Here is an 18217-nt window from a genome sequence, read left to right on the forward strand (position 1 = left end):
TTACTTTTTAAGAAGTATGGTTGCATTGGTATAGAAGGTGCGCTGGGAAATATCGGAAGTTGGGACCACCTTTAGCTCATAAACAGATTCCGACAGGTCATACAGCGGGGCTGTAGTGGTGATGTCTGCATAATGAGCAAGCTGCTTAATGGCCAGAATATTTCCTTTGACCTCTTCTTCAGTATAAGGATTGACCATTATCAATTCATCCCCTTCTTTAAAATCATATATATTCGATTCGTTAATTGTAAACCTGAAGTAAAGGCTGCTCTTTTTATATCCGTTAAAAAGTGCATACCCGGGAGAAAGCAATTCTCCTTCTTCAAGGCTTATGGTCTCAATAGTCATATCTGCAGGAGCCAATAGGTAGATCTCATTGGAGGCGGTAAGAACTTCTTCTTTGGCACCCTGTGCACGGTCTAACTGGCCTTTTGCCTGGTCGATCTGCTCTGACCTTACACTGTTCTTTGCTTCCCGGCGCTTTGCTTCAATAGCCGAGACCTGGGCTTTGGCCATATTTAATTTCATCTTTACCTCGTCCAGTTGCTGGCGTGATACGAGAGAATCTTTGTACATATTATCCAGTCGATTGTAAGATTCCTGTGCAAATTCCATCTGCGCTTTCGCTGCTTCCAGTTTCCCGTCGATCTGAATCAATTGTTCTGTGGTAGCTCCATTATAAGCCATGTTCAACTGACCTTGTGCAGCTGTAACGGCGCCTTCTGCCTGGATCATTTTGGCATTGATCTCGGGAATATCGAGGTGAGCGAGGGTATCTCCTTTTTTTACTTCCTGTCCTTCCTCCACATATAATTGTTTTACTCTTCCTGCGAGTTTGCTGCTTACAGAAATGGTCTCAAATTTTACTTTCCCTCTAAAAGGGGTTATTTCCTCTTCATTATTGCATGAACCCAAGGTGAATAGCGTGATAAGGCCGAGTCCAATTTTCTTTATTGCTGTCATATTTTTAAATTAATAGTTTAATAATTAAGTAGTCCTTTTGCATGTAGCAGTGCCGTGGTAGCTCTTCGTTGTTCGAAGTAGGACTGCTGCAGTTGAAATTTTGCCTGTTCAAGATCTTTTAGAGCGTCAAGTACCTCGTTTATAGAAGCCAAATCATTCTTGTATTGCTTATCAAGCATTTCATAAGTGGCTTCGGCCAATTCGATCTCTTTCTTTGCGATCTGTGTATTTTGTAGTGAAGACTTATATGAAAGCTCTGCTTTTATGCTGCTTAGAGCGATCATTTCTTCGGCTTCTTCGATCTGTTCCCGGTATTTCCTGCTTTCAAGTTTTGATTTGAGGCTTTGTAGCCTGGATTCGTTCCCGTCAAAAATGTTCCAGCGCACGCCCACACCTACAAACCATTGGGGATCTAAAAGAGAGAGATCGTCTTCCAGAAATTCGTAGTGTCCTTTAAGAGCTATTTTTGGAATAAAATGGCTTTTTTCCATTTTAGCTTTATAGTCGGTAGCTTTTTCTGCTTCCTCCAAAGCTTTGATTTCATTTCGTTTCTCGGCGGCCATTAGATTGTCGGGCATTACAGAGTTCAGTTCAGGCTGAAGGGCTTTTAATTGTTCTTTGTCCTCACCTGTTAGCTGATGTAAAACTTCAATCAACAAAGTTTTATTCTGGCTGAATTCTAGTTGTTTCCCCGCCAGTTGTTGCTGGGCAAGCTCGATCTTCTTTCTGCTGATGGGTGTGGCGAGGCCATTCTCAATAGCTTTTCTAACATAGTATTCCTGCTCTTCCAGGTAATCGGCAGAGGCGGAAAGTACCTGTTCTGAAGCATTTACGAGAGCAAGTTGATCATAGGTTTCAATGATTTTTAAGGCGATCCTGTCTTTTTCCGCCATCCCGGCGTATTTAACAGAAGCTTCTTTATGTTTTCCGGCTTTGAGGGCATTAGTGGCTTCAAAGCCGCTAAACAGTACCCAATCTACATCTACCGAAGATTTCAAAATATTCTTATCCTGCAGGTTGTCTGCCTGCTGTAGAGGAATATTTTCAGGAAAAGGGGAATTAAATGGAATACCAGCAGCTTCTTTTATAAGAAGCTTTTGAGTGGACATTAAAAGACTTTGTGTGTCTTCGTCAAAAGTAATATCATCATTTAATCTCGTGTAGCTCCCATTGAGGGTAACTTTGGGAAGAAATACCGATTTAGCCAGTTTTTGATCCACCCGGGCCTTCTCGGCATCCAGGTCATAGACATTCACGGAGTGACTTTTTTCAAGTCCTTTTTCGATAAGGACCTTAAGTGCGGGATCTAATTGCTGTGCCATCGAACTTGTCGGGAACAGAGCCATTAGCAGGCAAAAAAAGCTTATTCTTAAGAGGTTTATTTTCATTGCAGCTGTTTTTATTAAAGCAGTGCAAATTTCCTCACTAAGCAGGCTGTATCCTTTGACCTATGTCAAAAAGTAAAAATTAGGGTCTTTTTGGGGAGTCATTCCGACGAATGCGACTCAGTGTTTCCTGGGTCATCCCCAGGTAAGAAGCGATATGACCTAAAGAAACTCTGTTGGAGATATTGGGAAATTCAGTGAGCATGTAATCATACCGCTCTCTGGCAGTCTGGAACTGGAGGGCATTTAATTTATTGACTACCCTTGTGAGCATCTCGGTAGAAAGCAACCGTCCAAATTTTTCCATATCGTGGTATTTGGCAAAAAGGGCATCTAATTTTTCACGGGTAATGCTGTAAATGGTGGAGTCCTCAAGCATTTCGAGGTAATACAGACTTGGGACCTGCTGAAAAAAGCTTTCGATACTGGACATGAATTTACCTTCAATAAAGAACCACTGTGTGATCTCCTTCCCGTCTTCCTTAAGGTAATAACTCCTGCCAACACCTTCTTCTATAAAGTACAATTTATTGCAAACCTGTCCCTGGGTTACCAGTGTCTTATTTTTCTGAACAATTTCTTTTTCAAAATGTGAAATAATATCCTCTAATTCTTCCGGAGGAAAAGAAACAAATTGCTTAAGAAAATCAGAAAGATTCATATTTTTGCCCGGTCTTTTAAGAATTTTTACAAAGGTATTTATTTGAAAAGAAAGTAAAGGATCTTAAGACTGCCTTAATCTAAATTTATGTTGATCGAGTTGGGTAGTTGACCTATCACCTGTAGAAAAAATCCCCAATACTTCGGGGATTCTATATAATATTCCATGATTTTTAGTGTGCTGGCAATTGGTATGTGAATTGCTTCTACCTCATGGGACCATCAAAATTCCATTAGCGTTTTTAAAAATTAGTAAGAAAAGAATGAATAAAAATAATTTTAATCCAGCTCCCCTGGAATTAACTGCAGCCGAAGAAAATAAGAATACAGAAAACTTTGTAGAACAAGAACGAAAACCAAGGCATATTAAGGGAATAATTGTGAGGGCAAGCAGTCTTGTGCTGCTTATGAGTGCCGCTTATTTGGTATATGCTTTACAAAATGATTTTACCCGCTTCAATTTAAAGGGTATGGATTCCCAATGGGGCATGGTCCTTTTTATAATTGCGGGTGGACTTTTTCTGTTTAGGGCAGGATTCTTCTTATATAATCTTTACCTGTATTTTCGTTACAAACCGGTTGATACGGTTGCAAATGATCATCTGCCTACCTGCACGGTGATTGTGCCCGCTTATAATGAAGGAAAACAGGTTTGGGCCACTTTAATGAGTTTGGCAAAAAGTGATTATCCTGCAGATAAACTTCAATTACTGGCCATTGATGATGGTAGTAAAGATGATACCTGGAGCTGGATGCAAAAAGCTAAAGAAGTACTTGGAGATCGTCTAAGTATTTACCAGCAACCCGTAAACCAGGGGAAACGTCATGCTCTCTACCGTGGCTTTAACTTAGGGACCGGAGAGATCTTTATCACCGTGGATAGTGATTCTGAAGTTACCGGTGACACGCTGCGCAACCTGGTAAGCCCTTTTGTGGTGAACGAAAAATGTGGTGCGGTTGCAGGGAACATTCGGGTTCTTAACAACGGGCAGAAAGCTTTGTTGCCAAAAATGCTCGACGTAAGTTTTGTGCTGAGTTTTGAATTCGTACGTTCTGCCGAAAGTAGTCTGGAGTCTGTGTTATGTACTCCCGGCGCATTGGCTGCATACAGAAGGGAAGCTGTTTTCGGTTGCCTTGATGAGTGGATCAACCAAACCTTTATGGGGCAGGCTTCAGATATCGGGGAAGACAGGGCAATGACCAATATGATCCTTAAGCAGGGTTACCATGTCCTCTTCCAGCGAAATGCTTTCGCCTATACAAATGTTCCCGAAAAGTATTCCGGACTTTACAAGATGTTCATAAGATGGGGAAGGAGCAACGTACGGGAGAATATTGCCATGGCAAAATATGTGTTCACCGATTTCCGGGAAGGCTCTAAAACAGGATCCCGTATCCTGTTCATCAACCAGGTACTAAAGTTAGTGTTGACTTATCCTTCCATTCTTTTGATGCTTTTCTTTCTTTCAATTGAACCGGTGCTGTTCATAAGCTCAACCCTTTTTAGCATATTGATCTGGTCCAGTTTCCCGGTGCTGTTCTATGCGAAGAAGTACAAGTTATCTGAGTCATTCTGGGCATATTCATACAGTATTCTGTACACTTTCGGGCTATTCTGGATCACTCCTTATGCAATTGCCACGGCAAGTAAAAGGGGATGGCTAACCCGGGGTTAAATTCCTGAAAACCTTTAAAGATTAAAAAGAGGCGTCTAAATTTTTTTTAGACGCCTCTTAAATTTTTAATTTTTAGTCTTTACAGGATATGGAGGCCGCTTTACCAGCTCCAGCTCGCCTGATGAGGTCTTTTTATAAGATCAATAAAATAATGTGTCAGCTGGCTGGCATGGTTAAACCTTTCGTCTATGATCAAAGCCTTTTTATTGGCTTGAGGAAAGAAATAACGCTTGAAGTTTTCATGACCCTGGTAAGCTGTATTCGACACATAAACATAGGCCACCTGGCCGTTAGTCGCCTCGTCCATTTTTTTAATATTCCCTTCTATCCAGTCACGGTTCCTAAGTGCCCATTCTGTTTCTATGGGAGTTACTTTCTCTGTTCTGGAGTTATTAAGAGAAGGGGAAGAGCTTACGGTAAGGTTCACCAGTTTTCCCGCTGTGTTCTCAAAAAAGCGGAAAAGATTGTCATTTGAAATTACTTCTTCACCTTTTACCTTGAGGATGTAATTACCTTGTTTAAAATCTGCGGTGACTAAAGTTTTATAAGATATTTTTGATCGACGATCCTCTCGCTAAATATTGTATAATTGGATCTTGAATATTTGGATGCTATTGTTTTATTGTAGAAAAGCCACCATCTACGTGGATAATTTGACCGGTTATCCAGGATGATCCCGGAGTTAGTAAGAAGACAGCAGCTTCTGCAATATCTTTTGGTTTGCCTATTTTCTTTAACGGATTCTTTTGAGATTGCGCCTCCACTTTCTCCTGGGTATTTAAAAATTTACTGGCGAGATTCGTATTGGTGAGGGAAGGGGCTACTGCATTTACTCTAATGCCTGGAGATAATTCTGCTGCAAGGGATCTGGTCAATCCTTCAATCGCACCTTTAGACATGGCAACTTGTGAATGAAAGTTAAAACCGGTTTGAACAGCAACTGTTGAAAATAGCACAATTGAAGAATCATGGCTTTTTTTCATCATTGGTAAAAGCTGTTGAATAATTTTAGTTGCACCTAAAACCTGTAATTTAAAATCTTGAATGAAGTCTTCTTCTTTAAAACGGTGGAAAGGTTTTAAATTAATACTACCGGGACAATATGCAAGACCGTGAATTTCTTCAGGGAGATCCTCAGTATTCAAGGTTTCGGATAGAACATCCAATTTGAAATACCTTACATTTTGTCTGTCCTGGAGAATATTATTATTGTAGGTCGCCACAATATTAGCTCCTTGTTTTTCAAGTATAGTAACTATCTCTTTACCAATACCTGAAGAGCCACCAATAATTACATAATTTCTCATTTCTTTTTGTTTTACACTAAAATGATTTAGACTGGTCCTTTCGGCTATTAATATTCTAAAATACTGTCTTTTCCTGAAACTGCTTAGGAAGATATTGTTTAAAAAGTATGTTTGCAAGGACTTCAGGTCCATTACCTTCCAAAAAAATAATATACCTTATTGAGATACTTTGTTCTCTCTGTTGACCCTGCATGGTTTCCCGGCCTGTTGTTGCTAGGATTTTTTATAGTATAATTTTCCGCTTAAGAATAATAGTATAAGCGGGATCAAACCGATTGGGCTATATTCTTCTTTCCCAAGAAAACTCACGATTAGAAGAATTAAAGCGATAGCAAGAATCATTAAATTTTCGAAGGTACTTTTATTCATATTTTTAAATGTTTGTAGAGGATTATCCGGCTGAGGTTATTGTTTTTTTATCGAAAAGTGTTCCCACAGGGAGTAATTATTCCTTGTTCATTTTCGGAGGCATTGCAATGTTTCCGGATAATGAAAGTGGGCTGTAGGGAAGATATCACTTTCCGGCATAACGGGTTTATCTTATGGAAATAAATTTAGGAAATTATCCTTTTAAATATCAACCTGATGCAATTTTTAGCAGGCTCCAGCCTTGGAATTTATTTTTATCTCGATAGAGCGCATTATTGTTTACCCTATGTCATGTGTTTTTTCCCTTCCGCAATATTTTGACAATACGGTTATAGAAAATTTCTGATAAATTCCATTTGTATCCATCAAAATCTGTGGTATTTGTAAACTGGATTACCACAGCATCAATGTCTTTATGATACCTGGCAATACTTTGAAAGCCGGGAATTAACCCGGTATGGTCATACCCGTAAATAGAAGAATAGATCATCTGTTCCTCCCCTTCAAATAAGGAGCCATCGTTCAATGCCCTTAAGAAAATGCCAACATCTTCGGCGGTTGCCAACATAGATCCATAGTCGGTTGTTTTAATATCTTCCTCGACTCCCACGTAATAACCACTCATTACGTCATCTAAATTGACATCATGAATTGAAGCATATGTGTTCTTCAGTTCAAGGGGTAACAGAATTTCATCTTCTATATATTGAAATTTGCTCCTGCCAGTAACCTTTTCAATAAGTTCAGTAATCAATAGATAGTTAGTATTTGAATATTCATATTTTTCACCGGGTTCGAAATTTGCCTGCAAATCCAATACTCTTTCCAGTGCTTCTTCACTACTTTTTGGTAGATTGATCCAGAAATCCGGTGTGTCGGTTAAATTGGGAATGCCACTTCTGTGCTTTACCATCATTTCCAGGGTAATTCTTTCTGCATTTTCTATTCGCCCTACAAGTTCAGGAAAGTAATCAGCAACAGTTTTGCTTAAAGACAAATGCTTATCGTTGACTAGTTTTGCAATAGCAACAGCATCATATAATTTACCAATGCTGGCTATTTTAAATAATGAAGATGAGCTTGCGGGTATTTTACGTTCCTTATCTTTCCATCCTGCTGCGTAAAATTCTGGCTTTTGACCTTCCTGGTTTATATAGACAATTACTCCATCAAATCCATAATTTGTTATCTCTTCTACCTGTTCTTCTACCGTGTCGGGTAACGGTAATATCCATGCCTTTAATACAATCCATGGAACGAAAAAGAGGGAGATCACGGTGCCAACAATTAATGTTGTTGTGATTATGAGTTTAGTTTGTTGCCTGGTCATTTTTCACCTAATGTTCTTTTAATTTTTTATTGCTTTAGTTCGTGTTGCAATAACATTATCAACTCGTTGATCTCTCTATCAAGATCTTTTCTTCGGTCTATCACGTCCTGAGTAAAGGTTAATTTCATTCCCAGAAGATTTCTTATTCTACCATCAGTTAACACTCGGTTATAATCGTTTTCTTCTTCATTTTGTATGTTAATTTCAGGAACATTAGATTTTACCAGAGGGACAAAATTTATTTCCTTCTCCAGAATATCATCAATTCGTATTTGATGGACGCTTAATCTATCCTCGAGGATATCATTAAGTTTATTTAACCGGAATTCTAATTCTGTAAATTTTTCACTGATGCTTTTATTTTTGATCAGGCTTAATTTATCAGTGTTTTTTAAATTGTCGTAAGCGTTAAATGTTGGCTTGTCACTTTCTAAATCCCAGACGGCCCTTTTAAAAATTGAGTCGGGGATTAACACAATTTTAGTTGGGTCTGATCCAATTCCGAGAATCCTGATGAGTCTTTTTTTTAAAGTATCTTCGTTGGAAATTAATGATACAGATTGAGATCGTGCCAGGTCTAAATTTTCTAATAGATTTTTGAGAACTACTTTTTCCTGAATTGTATCTTTTCTGTTTTCATTCCAGTTGTTTATTTGTAGAGCAATCAATATCCCAATTACAACCAAAATTATTTCTTCAATTGCATAAAGAAGATACTTGCTGAATTTATTTTCCGATAATAATCCCCGGCGGATCTTCCTGAAGAAATTGATCATTAGAGAATTCTTTCTCTAAATATATGATTTTAAATTAATTAGCTTGTAGACATTGTTATGCACAATTGCGAATAAAAATATGCGAGTTGCTGAATCATGGAAATTAAATTTAATCTGAATTTTTCAACGTTCTAACGTCGATCACCAAACCTTTTTAACTTTGCCAATCACAAGAAGTCCAATTCCCAGCCCCATGCTGGCTCCAATCCAAAAGCCGTGGATTATTGTGTCCAGTAAATAGTGTGCTCCTATTCCTAACAGGAGAATCATTAGGCCTATTATTCTAACCTTATTCATTCTTGAGTGGTTTTTTATTTTTTACTCTATAAGTCAGGGATGCTGAAATAATAAAAGCAGGTACTATAAAAACATTAATTACAGTACGTGGTTCAATCCATTCATATTGTGCGAATATTATGGCTGAGAATAATATCACATTTAAAATGTAGAATCCTGTTTTATTTATCTTCATCAGTTCTAAGTTTTTAGAAAACTATTCTTGCTATTTAAACCTTTTATTAATCAAAAGCTTTTTTAAAATTGTTACGCAGTCGATATTGAAAAAACATTCCCAACAGATAAAATAAAATTCCAACTGCAATGATAATCAGTCCAATAATGAAAGTCTTATTGTCTTCATGATATGACTTTGCTGCTAGTATGGTAATAATTCCAACTAATACAGTAAGAACAGGAAGAATAGAAATGACAGGATTTGGTCTTGTGTCTAGCATTATAGATGTGCCTTTTCCTGAACTGATTATTTTACCTTTTAAATAGGCGGTTTTCCTTTTAAAATTTGGAATATACCACGTAATATAGGTCCATTTGTCATAAGCTTCAAACTCATCCTGACTTATAAATTTCCCAACAAAACCTGAATTGCATTTCTGAAAGATATCTTCAATTCTTTGCTTTAGTGTTTCTCCCTTCAAATTAGATGGATATTTTATTCGGCTGGAATTAAGTAATTTTTCAATGATTTTCATCGATATGTTTTATTCAGTTCAAGAGCTAATATAGCATTTCTATGATCCCGGGCATTCTCATTTTTCCAGTGCACCAGAACGTCTCGTACAAAAGCAGTTTGAGTGCGCAAGCTTTTCAACAATTCGTTTGAGTCCGTAGGACATTTTAGCGTTCCCGGTGGAAACCCCGCTTTTGATTAGGTACTATAAGATAACATTGATTTTTTATGGAAACATTCTTCTTATTAGAAACTGTTCGAAATTAAATAACTGTCCGGTTTTAGTCCTGCTTCAAAAAATCAAGGGCTTTATTTAAAATTTCATCCTCTCCCTTCTTGATGCTCAAAATGTTTCGCTCTACTTTAATATCCGGAGATATGCCAACCCTTTGGGTTTCTCTACCATCTGGATAAAAAACCCCTATACCAGACATTCCCGTAGTATAACCTCCAACAAAGGAGATATCACTAAAATTACCATTAGCTCCTGCTGTAGGTCTTCCAATAGTAGTGACATTTGGTGCGTTTTGCAGTGCCATAATGGTATATTCTCCCTGGCTTTGGGTATATTCATCCATTAGGAGAACTACTTTCCCCTCGTACACATCGGGATTATCGTGGGGAATAACTAAGGTTTCTGTAAACCTGAATTTACCAGGGTAATCTACCACTGGAACAAGGGATTTGGCAATTCCGTAATCTTCTTTTTGGAGGTAATTTGCAAGTGCATACCATGTTCCTCTGGGATACGCTCTTGCATCGATAATAATTCCCCTTGCATCTTTAAATTCTTCATACATTCTAGGCACATCCTCTCTTTCGAGTAGCCCCAGATCTACATAACCAATATTACTGTCCAGAAACTTCCAGGGTTGATTAGAAATATCTGGCCTAAATTCCCTTCTGTAATAACGTGTTATCTTTTTCTTAAGCTCTTCACCGTTTCTTGAGATAAGTACTTCTACGGAATCTGTGTTGCCATTAAGTAGAGGAATATGGATATCTCTATGTTTTGATCTATAGTTTGATCCTGTTAAAAATCTTTTCTCCTTTTCAAGGATGTCAGAGACCGGCACACCATTTACTGCTAAAACTATGTCACCTAATTTCCAGTCGTCTTTCTCAGCATAGATCTTGTCCATAAAATGAGTTACTACAGGTTGTTTGTCTATCATATTTAGCTCAACGGGAGCCCAGTAAAATCCAAGACGCTTATTTAGCTCGGGGGTGATCAAATAAGCGTGTGCATCATCAAGCTTAGCGACTGTCGCCAACATTGCCAGTTGATAATCCATTTCAGAAGCAGGAGTTAAAAAGAGCGGTAACATTTCTTTGAGTACCTGATCCCAATTTTCATCCATTTGATATTTGTAAGGAAAAAAATACTCCACCTGGTTCCAATACCTGAATAAGGCCAGAAGTCTTAGGTTCTTCTGGTCCCAGCTAAAAGATTTGTATTCTTTTTCATTAGTGAAGATGGCATTGCCTACCTGTTCGGCAGGCTGGACATAATAGTGGTTTCCCTTATAGCGGTTTTGCTCAATGGATCTAAGCTTCTTTTCAAGCTTTTTGCTGAACATCCCGGATTCAATCCAGGAAAGATCAAAATTCTTATTGAATAAATTCTCTGAAGACTCTTCAGGGGGAAAATCCAGCTCGGGAACTTCACCCAGTTCTTCAATCCACTTTAAAAAGAATACCGAAAGTTCTTTTTTATTTTCAATTGTTTCAATCCCTGCTAATTTTTCGAGTAATTGTTTATCCCAGTCAAAAGATCCATTTGCTACTTCGGGATGATAATATTTAAGAAAGCCCCAAATTTTAGCTGTAGCGGCTAATTTATCTGTTTCGGGAAGATCTTGTTCTTTGCAGGTAGCTCCTAAGGGGAATACTAACAGAAAAAGAAAAAAGGCAATTCCAATATGTCTTTTCATAATAAAAATTGTTCTATTAATTTATTTGGAGAATAATTCAATGGCTCTGGTGGTTTAGAAAAAAAAAGATTGTATGGAATATTTTGAAAGGAGATTGCAATCTCGATTCAGGTTTAAATAGTTGATACATCGCCGCTTAATGAAAGTGGTGTGTAGGGAAGATTTCACTTTCTGGTAAAACGGATCTTTATTAGGGAAATAAATGTAGGAAATTATCTCTCAAAAAGGCCATTTTTGACAGGCCTTTTGCTTTAAATCAATGCTTTAAAATTGTAACCTGCATTTTTATAGTGCTCCAGCACCTGGGGTAGTACCTGCTTTAAGTTTTTTTCGGCTTTATGGCTGTCGTGAAAAACAATGATGCTGCCGGGACCTGCATTCTTCAGTACATTTTCAAGGCACTTTTCAGGAGAAATGCGCAGGTCATAATCCATGCTCACTATACTCCACATTACGATCCTGAAACCCAGTTTCTGAAGTCTTTTTGCCTGTACATTTCTTATCTTTCCGTAAGGGGGGCGAAAAAGGGGATCTTGAATGTCTTTTCCCTGCGGAAGATTTTGATCAATAACCTCCCGGGCTTTTATGGTATTCTGAATGTATTCTTCTACCGGAGTTTTCCAGCCATTAAGGTGGTTGTAGGTGTGATTGCCTACCACGTGACCTGCATCGATAACCTGCCGGAAGACTTCCGGATGTTTTTCTACATTTTCACCAATACAAAAAAAGCTGGCTTTGGCATCGTAAGCTTTTAACTGTTCCAGGACCCAAGGAGTCACGCCCGGAACAGGACCATCGTCAAAGGTGAGGTAGAGGGCCTTTTCGTCCTCAGGACCCTCCCATATCCTCTGTGGATAGATCCATTTTATGATCCTGGGTATGCGCTCTCTCATGTCTCCTTGTGCCCCTCTTTTTACAGCGAATCCCTTATTTCGGTAGGGAGCAGGTCTGCTCCATCAGTCGGTACTTCTTCGGGCGCCACTTCAGGGCTTCCGTAGAAATGCTGGAAAAGCATAAGGTACTGGTTGAACTTATCTGCCTCTTCTCTTGCGAGTTCTTCGGAGTCATTTATGATCAACAGGTCTACCAGGCTCCTGTAGCGTTCAATGTCGGTCACTATTTCATTTCCGCGGGAAAATTGTCTGTCCAGCTCAAGGGAACTGTAATAGGTAAGGTTCTCCTGATATTTTTGCGCCACATCCTGCCACAGTTCACGGGCTTTTTCCTTTTCTCCCACCTCATAATATCCCTGGATAAATGGTTCCAGTAAAGTGTAGTATTCAAAATAGTCTACAGGCATTTTTTCCATTGCGAGGTCCATAACATCTTCTGCCCGCTGCATTTTGCCCTCGTTGATAAGGGTTTCGGCAAGACGAGCCAGGTTGCTTCGATAGGTAATGGCATTCTTACGCGTTTCCGGATCATAATACAGGTCGGGATCTCCCGAAGTGCCCCAGTACCAGTTCATCACAATGTCATACATTTTATCTGAATCAATACGGCCCATATCAAACGGGTTACGTGGATTCACCGGCGTCTCTATCGGCACCAGTTTGTAAGCGACCCCGTCCAACTGCAGGTAATCTTTCATCCACAGGTAGTCGTCGTCTCCAAAACTTCCGCCGGTAAAGTAAATAGGTCTCTCCCAGTCATTTCCAGCAATGATATCCAGCATTAACAGCCTGTTCTTGTATAGAATGTCTCCGGAAAGTTCAATTATAATCTCGTCAACAATTTCATCGGCATTCTGAGGTTTTACGATGCCATTTTCCAGCACATTTTCCTTGTTAACGGGAATCCTTATGTGCTTGGTAGGGAAGGTACTTACACTTTGGCCACTCATCAAATCGGCTTTAGTACGGGGATCGTCGCTGGCGATCCAGTTCATCCAGGTCTCTATGTTCATAGTGTCCTGCGTGATGGGCTGGAACCAAACAGCATCTCTTGTTCCATACCTGTACTGCTCATGTTGTAGCTGTCCCGGGATAGGATCACTTTCCCAGGCTTTGCGCTTCATCTGGTCAATATACCAGTCGGTCGCAAAGAGGCTGGTGTTTACAATACGCACATCTGTACGGTAGCCTTCCACTTGCTGCGCATACCATAAAGCAAAGGTGTCATTATCCCCAATGGTAAAGAGAATTGCGTTTTCATCGAGACTATCCAGGTACATTTTTGCCATTGCCAGGGCAGAGTAGCGGTTCGATCTGTCGTGATCATCATAATTCTCACTGGCCAGAATTCCGGGTACAGCCAGTAAAGAAACAACCACCACAAGGGCAACAGTGATCTTTGGCTTCAGGTAATCTTTCAGAAGATCGAAGAGAGCATAAACCCCAAATCCTATCCAGATGGCAAATACATAGAAGGAACCAACCAAAGCATAATCTCTTTCCCGTGGTTCAAAAGGCCGTTCATTGAGGTAGATCTTAAGGGCAATTCCTGTAAAGAGAAAGAATACCAGTAGTACCCAAAAGTTTTTCTTGTCCCTGCTGTATTGGAACACCAGTCCAATTATCCCTAAGAGAAGCGGAAGAAAATAATAGGTATTCCTGGCCGGATTGTTTTTTGCATCGGGGGGCAGCTGATCCTGGTTCCCAAGACGGGCCTCGTCAATGAAGTCAATCCCGCTAAGCCAGTTTCCATTCTGGTCTGTATATTTTCCCTGCACGTCGTTTTGGCGACCTGCGAAATTCCACATGAAATAACGCCAATACATATAACCCATCTGGTACTCGAACAGGTAATTCATATTCGAGCTAAAAGACGGTTTATCAACATCAAGGTATTCCCTAAAGCGGCTTAAAAAGCTATGGTACTGTTCATAATCAACATTCCCCTGATTGAAATTTTGCTTGAATTCATTCACAGCGGCAATAAGCTGGTCCTCTTGTTGATATTCGGGTTTAATGGTGAAATCAAGTGGCCCTGTAAACTCCATGTAATTTGAAGCATGCTCTGTGCTCCACATACGCGGCAGGAATGCCTTGTGATCATCATCTGTATTTTGTTTCGCGTTTTTGTAATCATTAACAATTACATATTCGCCTGTAGCCTCATCTATCTCATATTTAGGTTTGTCGTCAACATAAGGATTATTTTCATCAAGGCCGCTGTAGATCTCTGTAAATTGAGGTCCGTAGAACAAATGCGTTTCGGGATATTGTTCCCTGTTGTAATAAGCCAGTAGTTCCCGTGCGTTGTTCGGGTTATTTTCATTGATCACCGTGTTTGCGTTTGCCCTTATAGGAAGCATCAGCCATGAGGAGAAACCAATGAAGATGAACAGGATGCACAGCAGTAATGTGTTTAGCTGAAAGTATTGTTTGCGCCGCGTGTATTTGATTCCGAAGTAAAAAGCAGCGATAAGTACAAGGCCCGTAAAAATTGTTCCCGAATTAAACGGAAGCCCCAGAGTGTTCACAAAGAAAATTTCAGTAGCCGAAAATAATTTTAAAGAACCCGGCAATAGGAACATAAAAACAAACAGAAGTACCGCTACAACAGCCAGGTTTGCAACAATAAAATTCTTGACCGTGATCTTTGAAAAGTTTTTGAAGTAGTAAAGAAATCCTATGGCAGGGATGGTTAGCAGCCCCATAAAATGGACTCCAAAAGAAAGCCCAATTATAAAACAGATAAGGATCACCCAGCGGTTCCCCCGTGGCTCAAACATATCCCTTTCCCAAAGCAGTCCCAGGTAAAACAGGATAGACATTAGAAAGGTGGCCATGGCATAAACTTCGGCTTCCCCGGCATTGAACCAAAAACTGTCTGTAAAAGTAAAAGCAAGAGAGCCAACCGCGGCACTACCAAGAACAGCAGCTTTTTTTGCACCGGAGATCCCGCTCACAGGTCCGCTTATCTTCAAAACCAGTAAGACAATAGACCAGAACATGAACAGAATGGTAAAGGCGCTGGCAAAGACCGACATGAGATTCACCATATAAGCCACTTGTGAAGGTTCACTGGCAAAAATGGAGAAAAAGGCTCCCATCATTTGGTAGAGCGGCGCACCGGGAGGGTGTCCAACTTCAAGATTTGAAGAAGTGGCAATGTATTCTCCTGCATCCCAAAAACTAAGCGTGGGTTCTACAGTAAGCCAAAAGGTTGCGAGTGCTATAAGGAAAACCAACCAGCCCAGAATTTTATTCCACCTGGTAAAGTTAAAATCTGTCATATTTGTGAGTTTGAGAACAGTGGCGAATTTAAGAATAATTAAAATACTGTAGGAAGAACGAATTTCAAAAGAAGATATTTTGGATTGGGGCGGCTAACTATTGAATTTTAATCTATTGACAGGTATGTAAACAACAGGTTTTAAAAATGTTATTTCCACGGAACAATAAAATTTAGCCTTCGGGAAAAGAATTTGAAAAAAATGTTTGTACAAGCCAAAGTTTGTTTTAAATTTGCATCCGCATTACAGCAATGGCCTATGGTGTAACTGGCAACACGTCTGGTTTTGGTCCAGAAGAGTCTAGGTTCGAGCCCTAGTAGGCCAACAAAGTTAATGTGAAACCGAATTGTGAAAACAGTTCGGTTTTTTGTTTTTAGCTGAAATGGGCGAGAAGCCTGTCCCGAGCGGGGCCGCAGGCTGAGTCGAGGGAAGCCCTAGTAGGCCAACTGAAATGAAAAACCCCGAACGAAAATTCGGGGTTTTGTTGTTTATAGGAAGCTGTGCGAAGTCCAGATGGCTGTGCGAAGGCTGTTTGAAGCTGTGCGAAGTCTCCAGACTTCGCACAGCTTCAAACTATTAAACTTTAATCCAGTCTTTCAATAAAAAGATCGCGGCGGGGGGAAGTACTATTTAAATCTTTTTTTACCAGGCCGGAAGAAATGCTCATGATCCTTCCTAAATGATCCTTGAATACAAAGTGTGGATAACCTTTTGCAGGATATGTGACTAAAGCGCCGGAGTTAAGATTAAATGTTTGTGCCTTCTTTTCATACAGGGAGTCTTCTGCCAAAAAACCTGAAGGGTCATTATAACTTCCCAGTACTAAACTGCCATCCGGGCTTAGGGAGGTTGGAAGAACGGGTTCCTCAAACTTTCTAACAAGAGAAAAGTCTTTAGTTGACCATATACTGCGATCCTCAAAATTGACGAGCAGTTGTAGAGATTTTGAAAATGCCACCTCATTCTGCCACTGTGGTTCTAAAGGTAAATTCACATTGGTTCTTCCGTTCAACCTGCCATCATTTTCCACCATAAACCTGAGACTGTTTGGTTCATTCATATGACCTACCAGAATTTCCCTGTTCAAAAGCTGCACAATTTCATAATTTCCCAATCCCTGGTGAGCTGTAAAATGAACTTCTTTACTCACCACTTTAAAAGTGTTGGCTTCCCGGGTACATATATACAGGTGGTCCCCGTCTGCCATTGCCCAATGTCCATTCCCAAGATATTCCACATCATCCAAATAAACTGACTCCTCAAGCACCCTCAAATAATATTTAAACTCCAGGGTTGCTGCCTCATAAACAGCAACATCACTTCCTTGTGGGAAAAAGATCTCTTTTCCTTCATTGGATATGAAAATTTTCATACCAAAGTTAGGGTGCGAAGCAGGTGTACTGGCAGCTTCGGTCTCCACACTGTGAGATATATAATCGTAACCGAATAGTTTTGATTCGCCCGAAGCGGAATTTGTAGTATAAAGATATACTATACTGTTGCCGGGATCTACCGCAAAGCTTGAAATGGAATTTAACGGGAGGATCTCCGGGCGGGCGGCTTCTACCTTCTGGCTGTTATCGCCAATGATGCTCTGCATAGTTTTATTTCCGAAGATATCATACACATATACCGTGTAAACAGGATCTACAAAATACGGTAATTCTGTAGTGTAGGTTGTGGTCTCCCGATTCTGAATTGTGGCAATCACTTCTTCCTGGTACCCGGCACCGTACCCGCCTTCGAAATTACGAAGTGTGATCGCGTAATGTGAAAAATAATAACCAGCATATTTTCCCCAGTTAAGGGTAACAGCAAGATCCTGGAGCTGTGGCTGCTCCATCTGTACAGTTCCCACCTGCAGATAACCGGTATTTACGATTACCGGTTCGCTTTCGGCCAGTAAACCTTCAGAAGTATAAAGCCTGAAGAAATAACAGATCTCCTCCTGTACCGGGGGATCTTCATCTATAAAGTAAGCCTGTTGCTGTTGATTTATACTTCCAATGTGCCTCGCATTAGATTTATCACAACCGCTGTCAATTCTGTAGATTTCATAACGATCAAAAAGATTGTATCCAATATAAGGCTGCCAGTCCAGCCTGATCTTGTCATAATGCGGAGTAACAAGTTCATGCCTAAAGGTTTCAGAATAAATATCCAACTCTGCCGGGGGCTGGTACCTTCTTGCCGTTAAAACAACTATCTCCTGTTTCCCGTCGTCATCTGTGTCTATTTTGCTTTTAAATTTCATTTCTTTGTCGTTCAAAGAGGTAATCACCATTTGCAAGGTAGTGCCCTCCAGGTCTATAATTCCGTTATTGAGGCTGAAGGTGGTCATTCCCACTTCAGGCGGGCAACCATAGCTGTCAGAAAAAGTAAATTCTAAATAGCTTCCATTTGGAGAAAAAACAAAGAAATCACGAGGACATCCTGAGGCATTTCCGGGAACAGTGCTTTCCCGTCCCTCATATTCTACTTCAAAGACAGACCAGATCCCTTGCAGATCCTGAGCTTTGGCTGAAGTTAGAGCATTTGAATAAAAGCTGTCTTCTGCGCTGTCGTCATCTTTAGAGCAGCTTAAAAGGCTAAAAAACAGCAAGACTGCGCAGCAGGCAATGGGGTATGAGGGGCGAAAGTAGTTCTTCATAATGACAGAATCGTGAATTT

14 protein-coding genes and 1 tRNA gene are annotated in these 18217 nt (G+C 40.0%); 2 read left to right on the top strand and 13 right to left on the bottom strand.

What is annotated here, in order from left to right:
- From LA313_RS08030 to LA313_RS08040, 3 genes are all read right to left on the bottom strand, one after another.
- A complete protein-coding gene (locus LA313_RS08030) occupies positions 1–963 on the bottom strand; it encodes an HlyD family secretion protein (protein WP_228914163.1) in 963 nt (320 codons plus the stop codon).
- 17 nt (positions 964–980) lie between these two features.
- Complete coding sequence (locus LA313_RS08035; protein ID WP_228914164.1) at positions 981–2351, bottom strand: TolC family protein; 1371 nt, start codon at positions 2349–2351, stop codon at positions 981–983.
- A 79-nt stretch (positions 2352–2430) separates the two neighbouring features.
- Positions 2431–3009, bottom strand: a complete 579-nt coding sequence (locus LA313_RS08040; RefSeq protein ID WP_228914165.1) for a Crp/Fnr family transcriptional regulator — start codon at positions 3007–3009, stop codon at positions 2431–2433.
- 262 nt (positions 3010–3271) lie between these two features.
- Between LA313_RS08040 and LA313_RS08045 the strand changes: the two genes are divergently transcribed.
- Complete coding sequence (locus LA313_RS08045; RefSeq protein ID WP_228914166.1) at positions 3272–4684, top strand: glycosyltransferase; 1413 nt, start codon at positions 3272–3274, stop codon at positions 4682–4684.
- 100 nt (positions 4685–4784) lie between these two features.
- Here LA313_RS08045 and LA313_RS08050 read toward each other — a convergent pair whose 3' ends face one another.
- The 9 genes from LA313_RS08050 to LA313_RS08090 all read right to left on the bottom strand — a co-directional run bounded on the left by LA313_RS08050 (position 4785) and on the right by LA313_RS08090 (position 15547).
- On the bottom strand, positions 4785–5111 hold the full coding sequence (locus LA313_RS08050; protein WP_228914167.1) for a S41 family peptidase: 327 nt from the start codon (positions 5109–5111) through the stop codon (positions 4785–4787).
- A 184-nt stretch (positions 5112–5295) separates the two neighbouring features.
- Positions 5296–5991, bottom strand: a complete 696-nt coding sequence (locus LA313_RS08055; protein ID WP_228914168.1) for an SDR family NAD(P)-dependent oxidoreductase — start codon at positions 5989–5991, stop codon at positions 5296–5298.
- Between the two features lie 658 nt (positions 5992–6649).
- Entirely contained in the window at positions 6650–7690 is a 1041-nt protein-coding gene (locus LA313_RS08060; protein WP_228914169.1) for a serine hydrolase domain-containing protein, read from the bottom strand.
- Between the two features lie 26 nt (positions 7691–7716).
- On the bottom strand, positions 7717–8466 hold the full coding sequence (locus LA313_RS08065) for a DUF6090 family protein (protein WP_228914170.1): 750 nt from the start codon (positions 8464–8466) through the stop codon (positions 7717–7719).
- A 141-nt stretch (positions 8467–8607) separates the two neighbouring features.
- The gene (locus LA313_RS08070) at positions 8608–8763 is read right to left on the bottom strand and encodes a hypothetical protein (RefSeq protein WP_228914171.1); all 156 of its coding nucleotides are present in this window, start codon (positions 8761–8763) and stop codon (positions 8608–8610) included.
- 221 nt (positions 8764–8984) lie between these two features.
- Positions 8985–9455: a hypothetical protein gene (locus tag LA313_RS08075; RefSeq protein WP_228914172.1), complete on the bottom strand. Its 471-nt coding sequence runs from the start codon at positions 9453–9455 to the stop codon at positions 8985–8987.
- A 259-nt stretch (positions 9456–9714) separates the two neighbouring features.
- Positions 9715–11367 carry a S41 family peptidase gene (locus LA313_RS08080; RefSeq protein ID WP_228914173.1) on the bottom strand — a complete coding sequence of 551 codons (1653 nt, stop codon included), beginning with the start codon at positions 11365–11367 and terminating at the stop codon, positions 9715–9717.
- Between the two features lie 251 nt (positions 11368–11618).
- Positions 11619–12260 carry a polysaccharide deacetylase family protein gene (locus LA313_RS08085; RefSeq protein ID WP_228914174.1) on the bottom strand — a complete coding sequence of 214 codons (642 nt, stop codon included), beginning with the start codon at positions 12258–12260 and terminating at the stop codon, positions 11619–11621.
- Positions 12261–12280: 20 nt separating this feature from the next.
- Entirely contained in the window at positions 12281–15547 is a 3267-nt protein-coding gene (locus LA313_RS08090) for a glycosyltransferase family 117 protein (RefSeq protein WP_228914175.1), read from the bottom strand.
- A 252-nt stretch (positions 15548–15799) separates the two neighbouring features.
- On the opposite strand from LA313_RS08090, the gene LA313_RS08095 reads away from it, so the two are divergent.
- Positions 15800–15872 (top strand) — tRNA-Gln (locus LA313_RS08095).
- Between the two features lie 258 nt (positions 15873–16130).
- Here LA313_RS08095 and LA313_RS08100 read toward each other — a convergent pair.
- A complete protein-coding gene (locus LA313_RS08100; protein WP_228914176.1) occupies positions 16131–18197 on the bottom strand; it encodes a lipocalin-like domain-containing protein in 2067 nt (688 codons plus the stop codon).
- Positions 18198–18217: the final 20 nt, after the last annotated feature.

The organism is Salinimicrobium sediminilitoris (genome assembly GCF_020866905.1).
In the GTDB taxonomy this organism is placed as follows: domain Bacteria; phylum Bacteroidota; class Bacteroidia; order Flavobacteriales; family Flavobacteriaceae; genus Salinimicrobium; species Salinimicrobium sediminilitoris.

What these genes read in the sequence shown, in the direction of transcription:
- LA313_RS08100 (WP_228914176.1), bottom strand. Translation starts at nt 18,197, where the DNA reads ATGAAGAACTACTTTCGCCCCTCATACCCCATTGCCTGCTGCGCAGTC.
- LA313_RS08075 (WP_228914172.1), bottom strand. Translation starts at nt 9,455, where the DNA reads ATGAAAATCATTGAAAAATTACTTAATTCCAGCCGAATAAAATATCCA.
- LA313_RS08070 (WP_228914171.1), bottom strand. Translation starts at nt 8,763, where the DNA reads ATGAATAAGGTTAGAATAATAGGCCTAATGATTCTCCTGTTAGGAATA.
- LA313_RS08030 (WP_228914163.1), bottom strand. Translation starts at nt 963, where the DNA reads ATGACAGCAATAAAGAAAATTGGACTCGGCCTTATCACGCTATTCACC.
- LA313_RS08045 (WP_228914166.1), top strand. Translation starts at nt 3,272, where the DNA reads ATGAATAAAAATAATTTTAATCCAGCTCCCCTGGAATTAACTGCAGCC.
- LA313_RS08060 (WP_228914169.1), bottom strand. Translation starts at nt 7,690, where the DNA reads ATGACCAGGCAACAAACTAAACTCATAATCACAACAACATTAATTGTT.
- LA313_RS08055 (WP_228914168.1), bottom strand. Translation starts at nt 5,991, where the DNA reads ATGAGAAATTATGTAATTATTGGTGGCTCTTCAGGTATTGGTAAAGAG.
- LA313_RS08080 (WP_228914173.1), bottom strand. Translation starts at nt 11,367, where the DNA reads ATGAAAAGACATATTGGAATTGCCTTTTTTCTTTTTCTGTTAGTATTC.
- LA313_RS08085 (WP_228914174.1), bottom strand. Translation starts at nt 12,260, where the DNA reads ATGAGAGAGCGCATACCCAGGATCATAAAATGGATCTATCCACAGAGG.
- LA313_RS08090 (WP_228914175.1), bottom strand. Translation starts at nt 15,547, where the DNA reads ATGACAGATTTTAACTTTACCAGGTGGAATAAAATTCTGGGCTGGTTG.
- LA313_RS08040 (WP_228914165.1), bottom strand. Translation starts at nt 3,009, where the DNA reads ATGAATCTTTCTGATTTTCTTAAGCAATTTGTTTCTTTTCCTCCGGAA.
- LA313_RS08065 (WP_228914170.1), bottom strand. Translation starts at nt 8,466, where the DNA reads ATGATCAATTTCTTCAGGAAGATCCGCCGGGGATTATTATCGGAAAAT.
- LA313_RS08035 (WP_228914164.1), bottom strand. Translation starts at nt 2,351, where the DNA reads ATGAAAATAAACCTCTTAAGAATAAGCTTTTTTTGCCTGCTAATGGCT.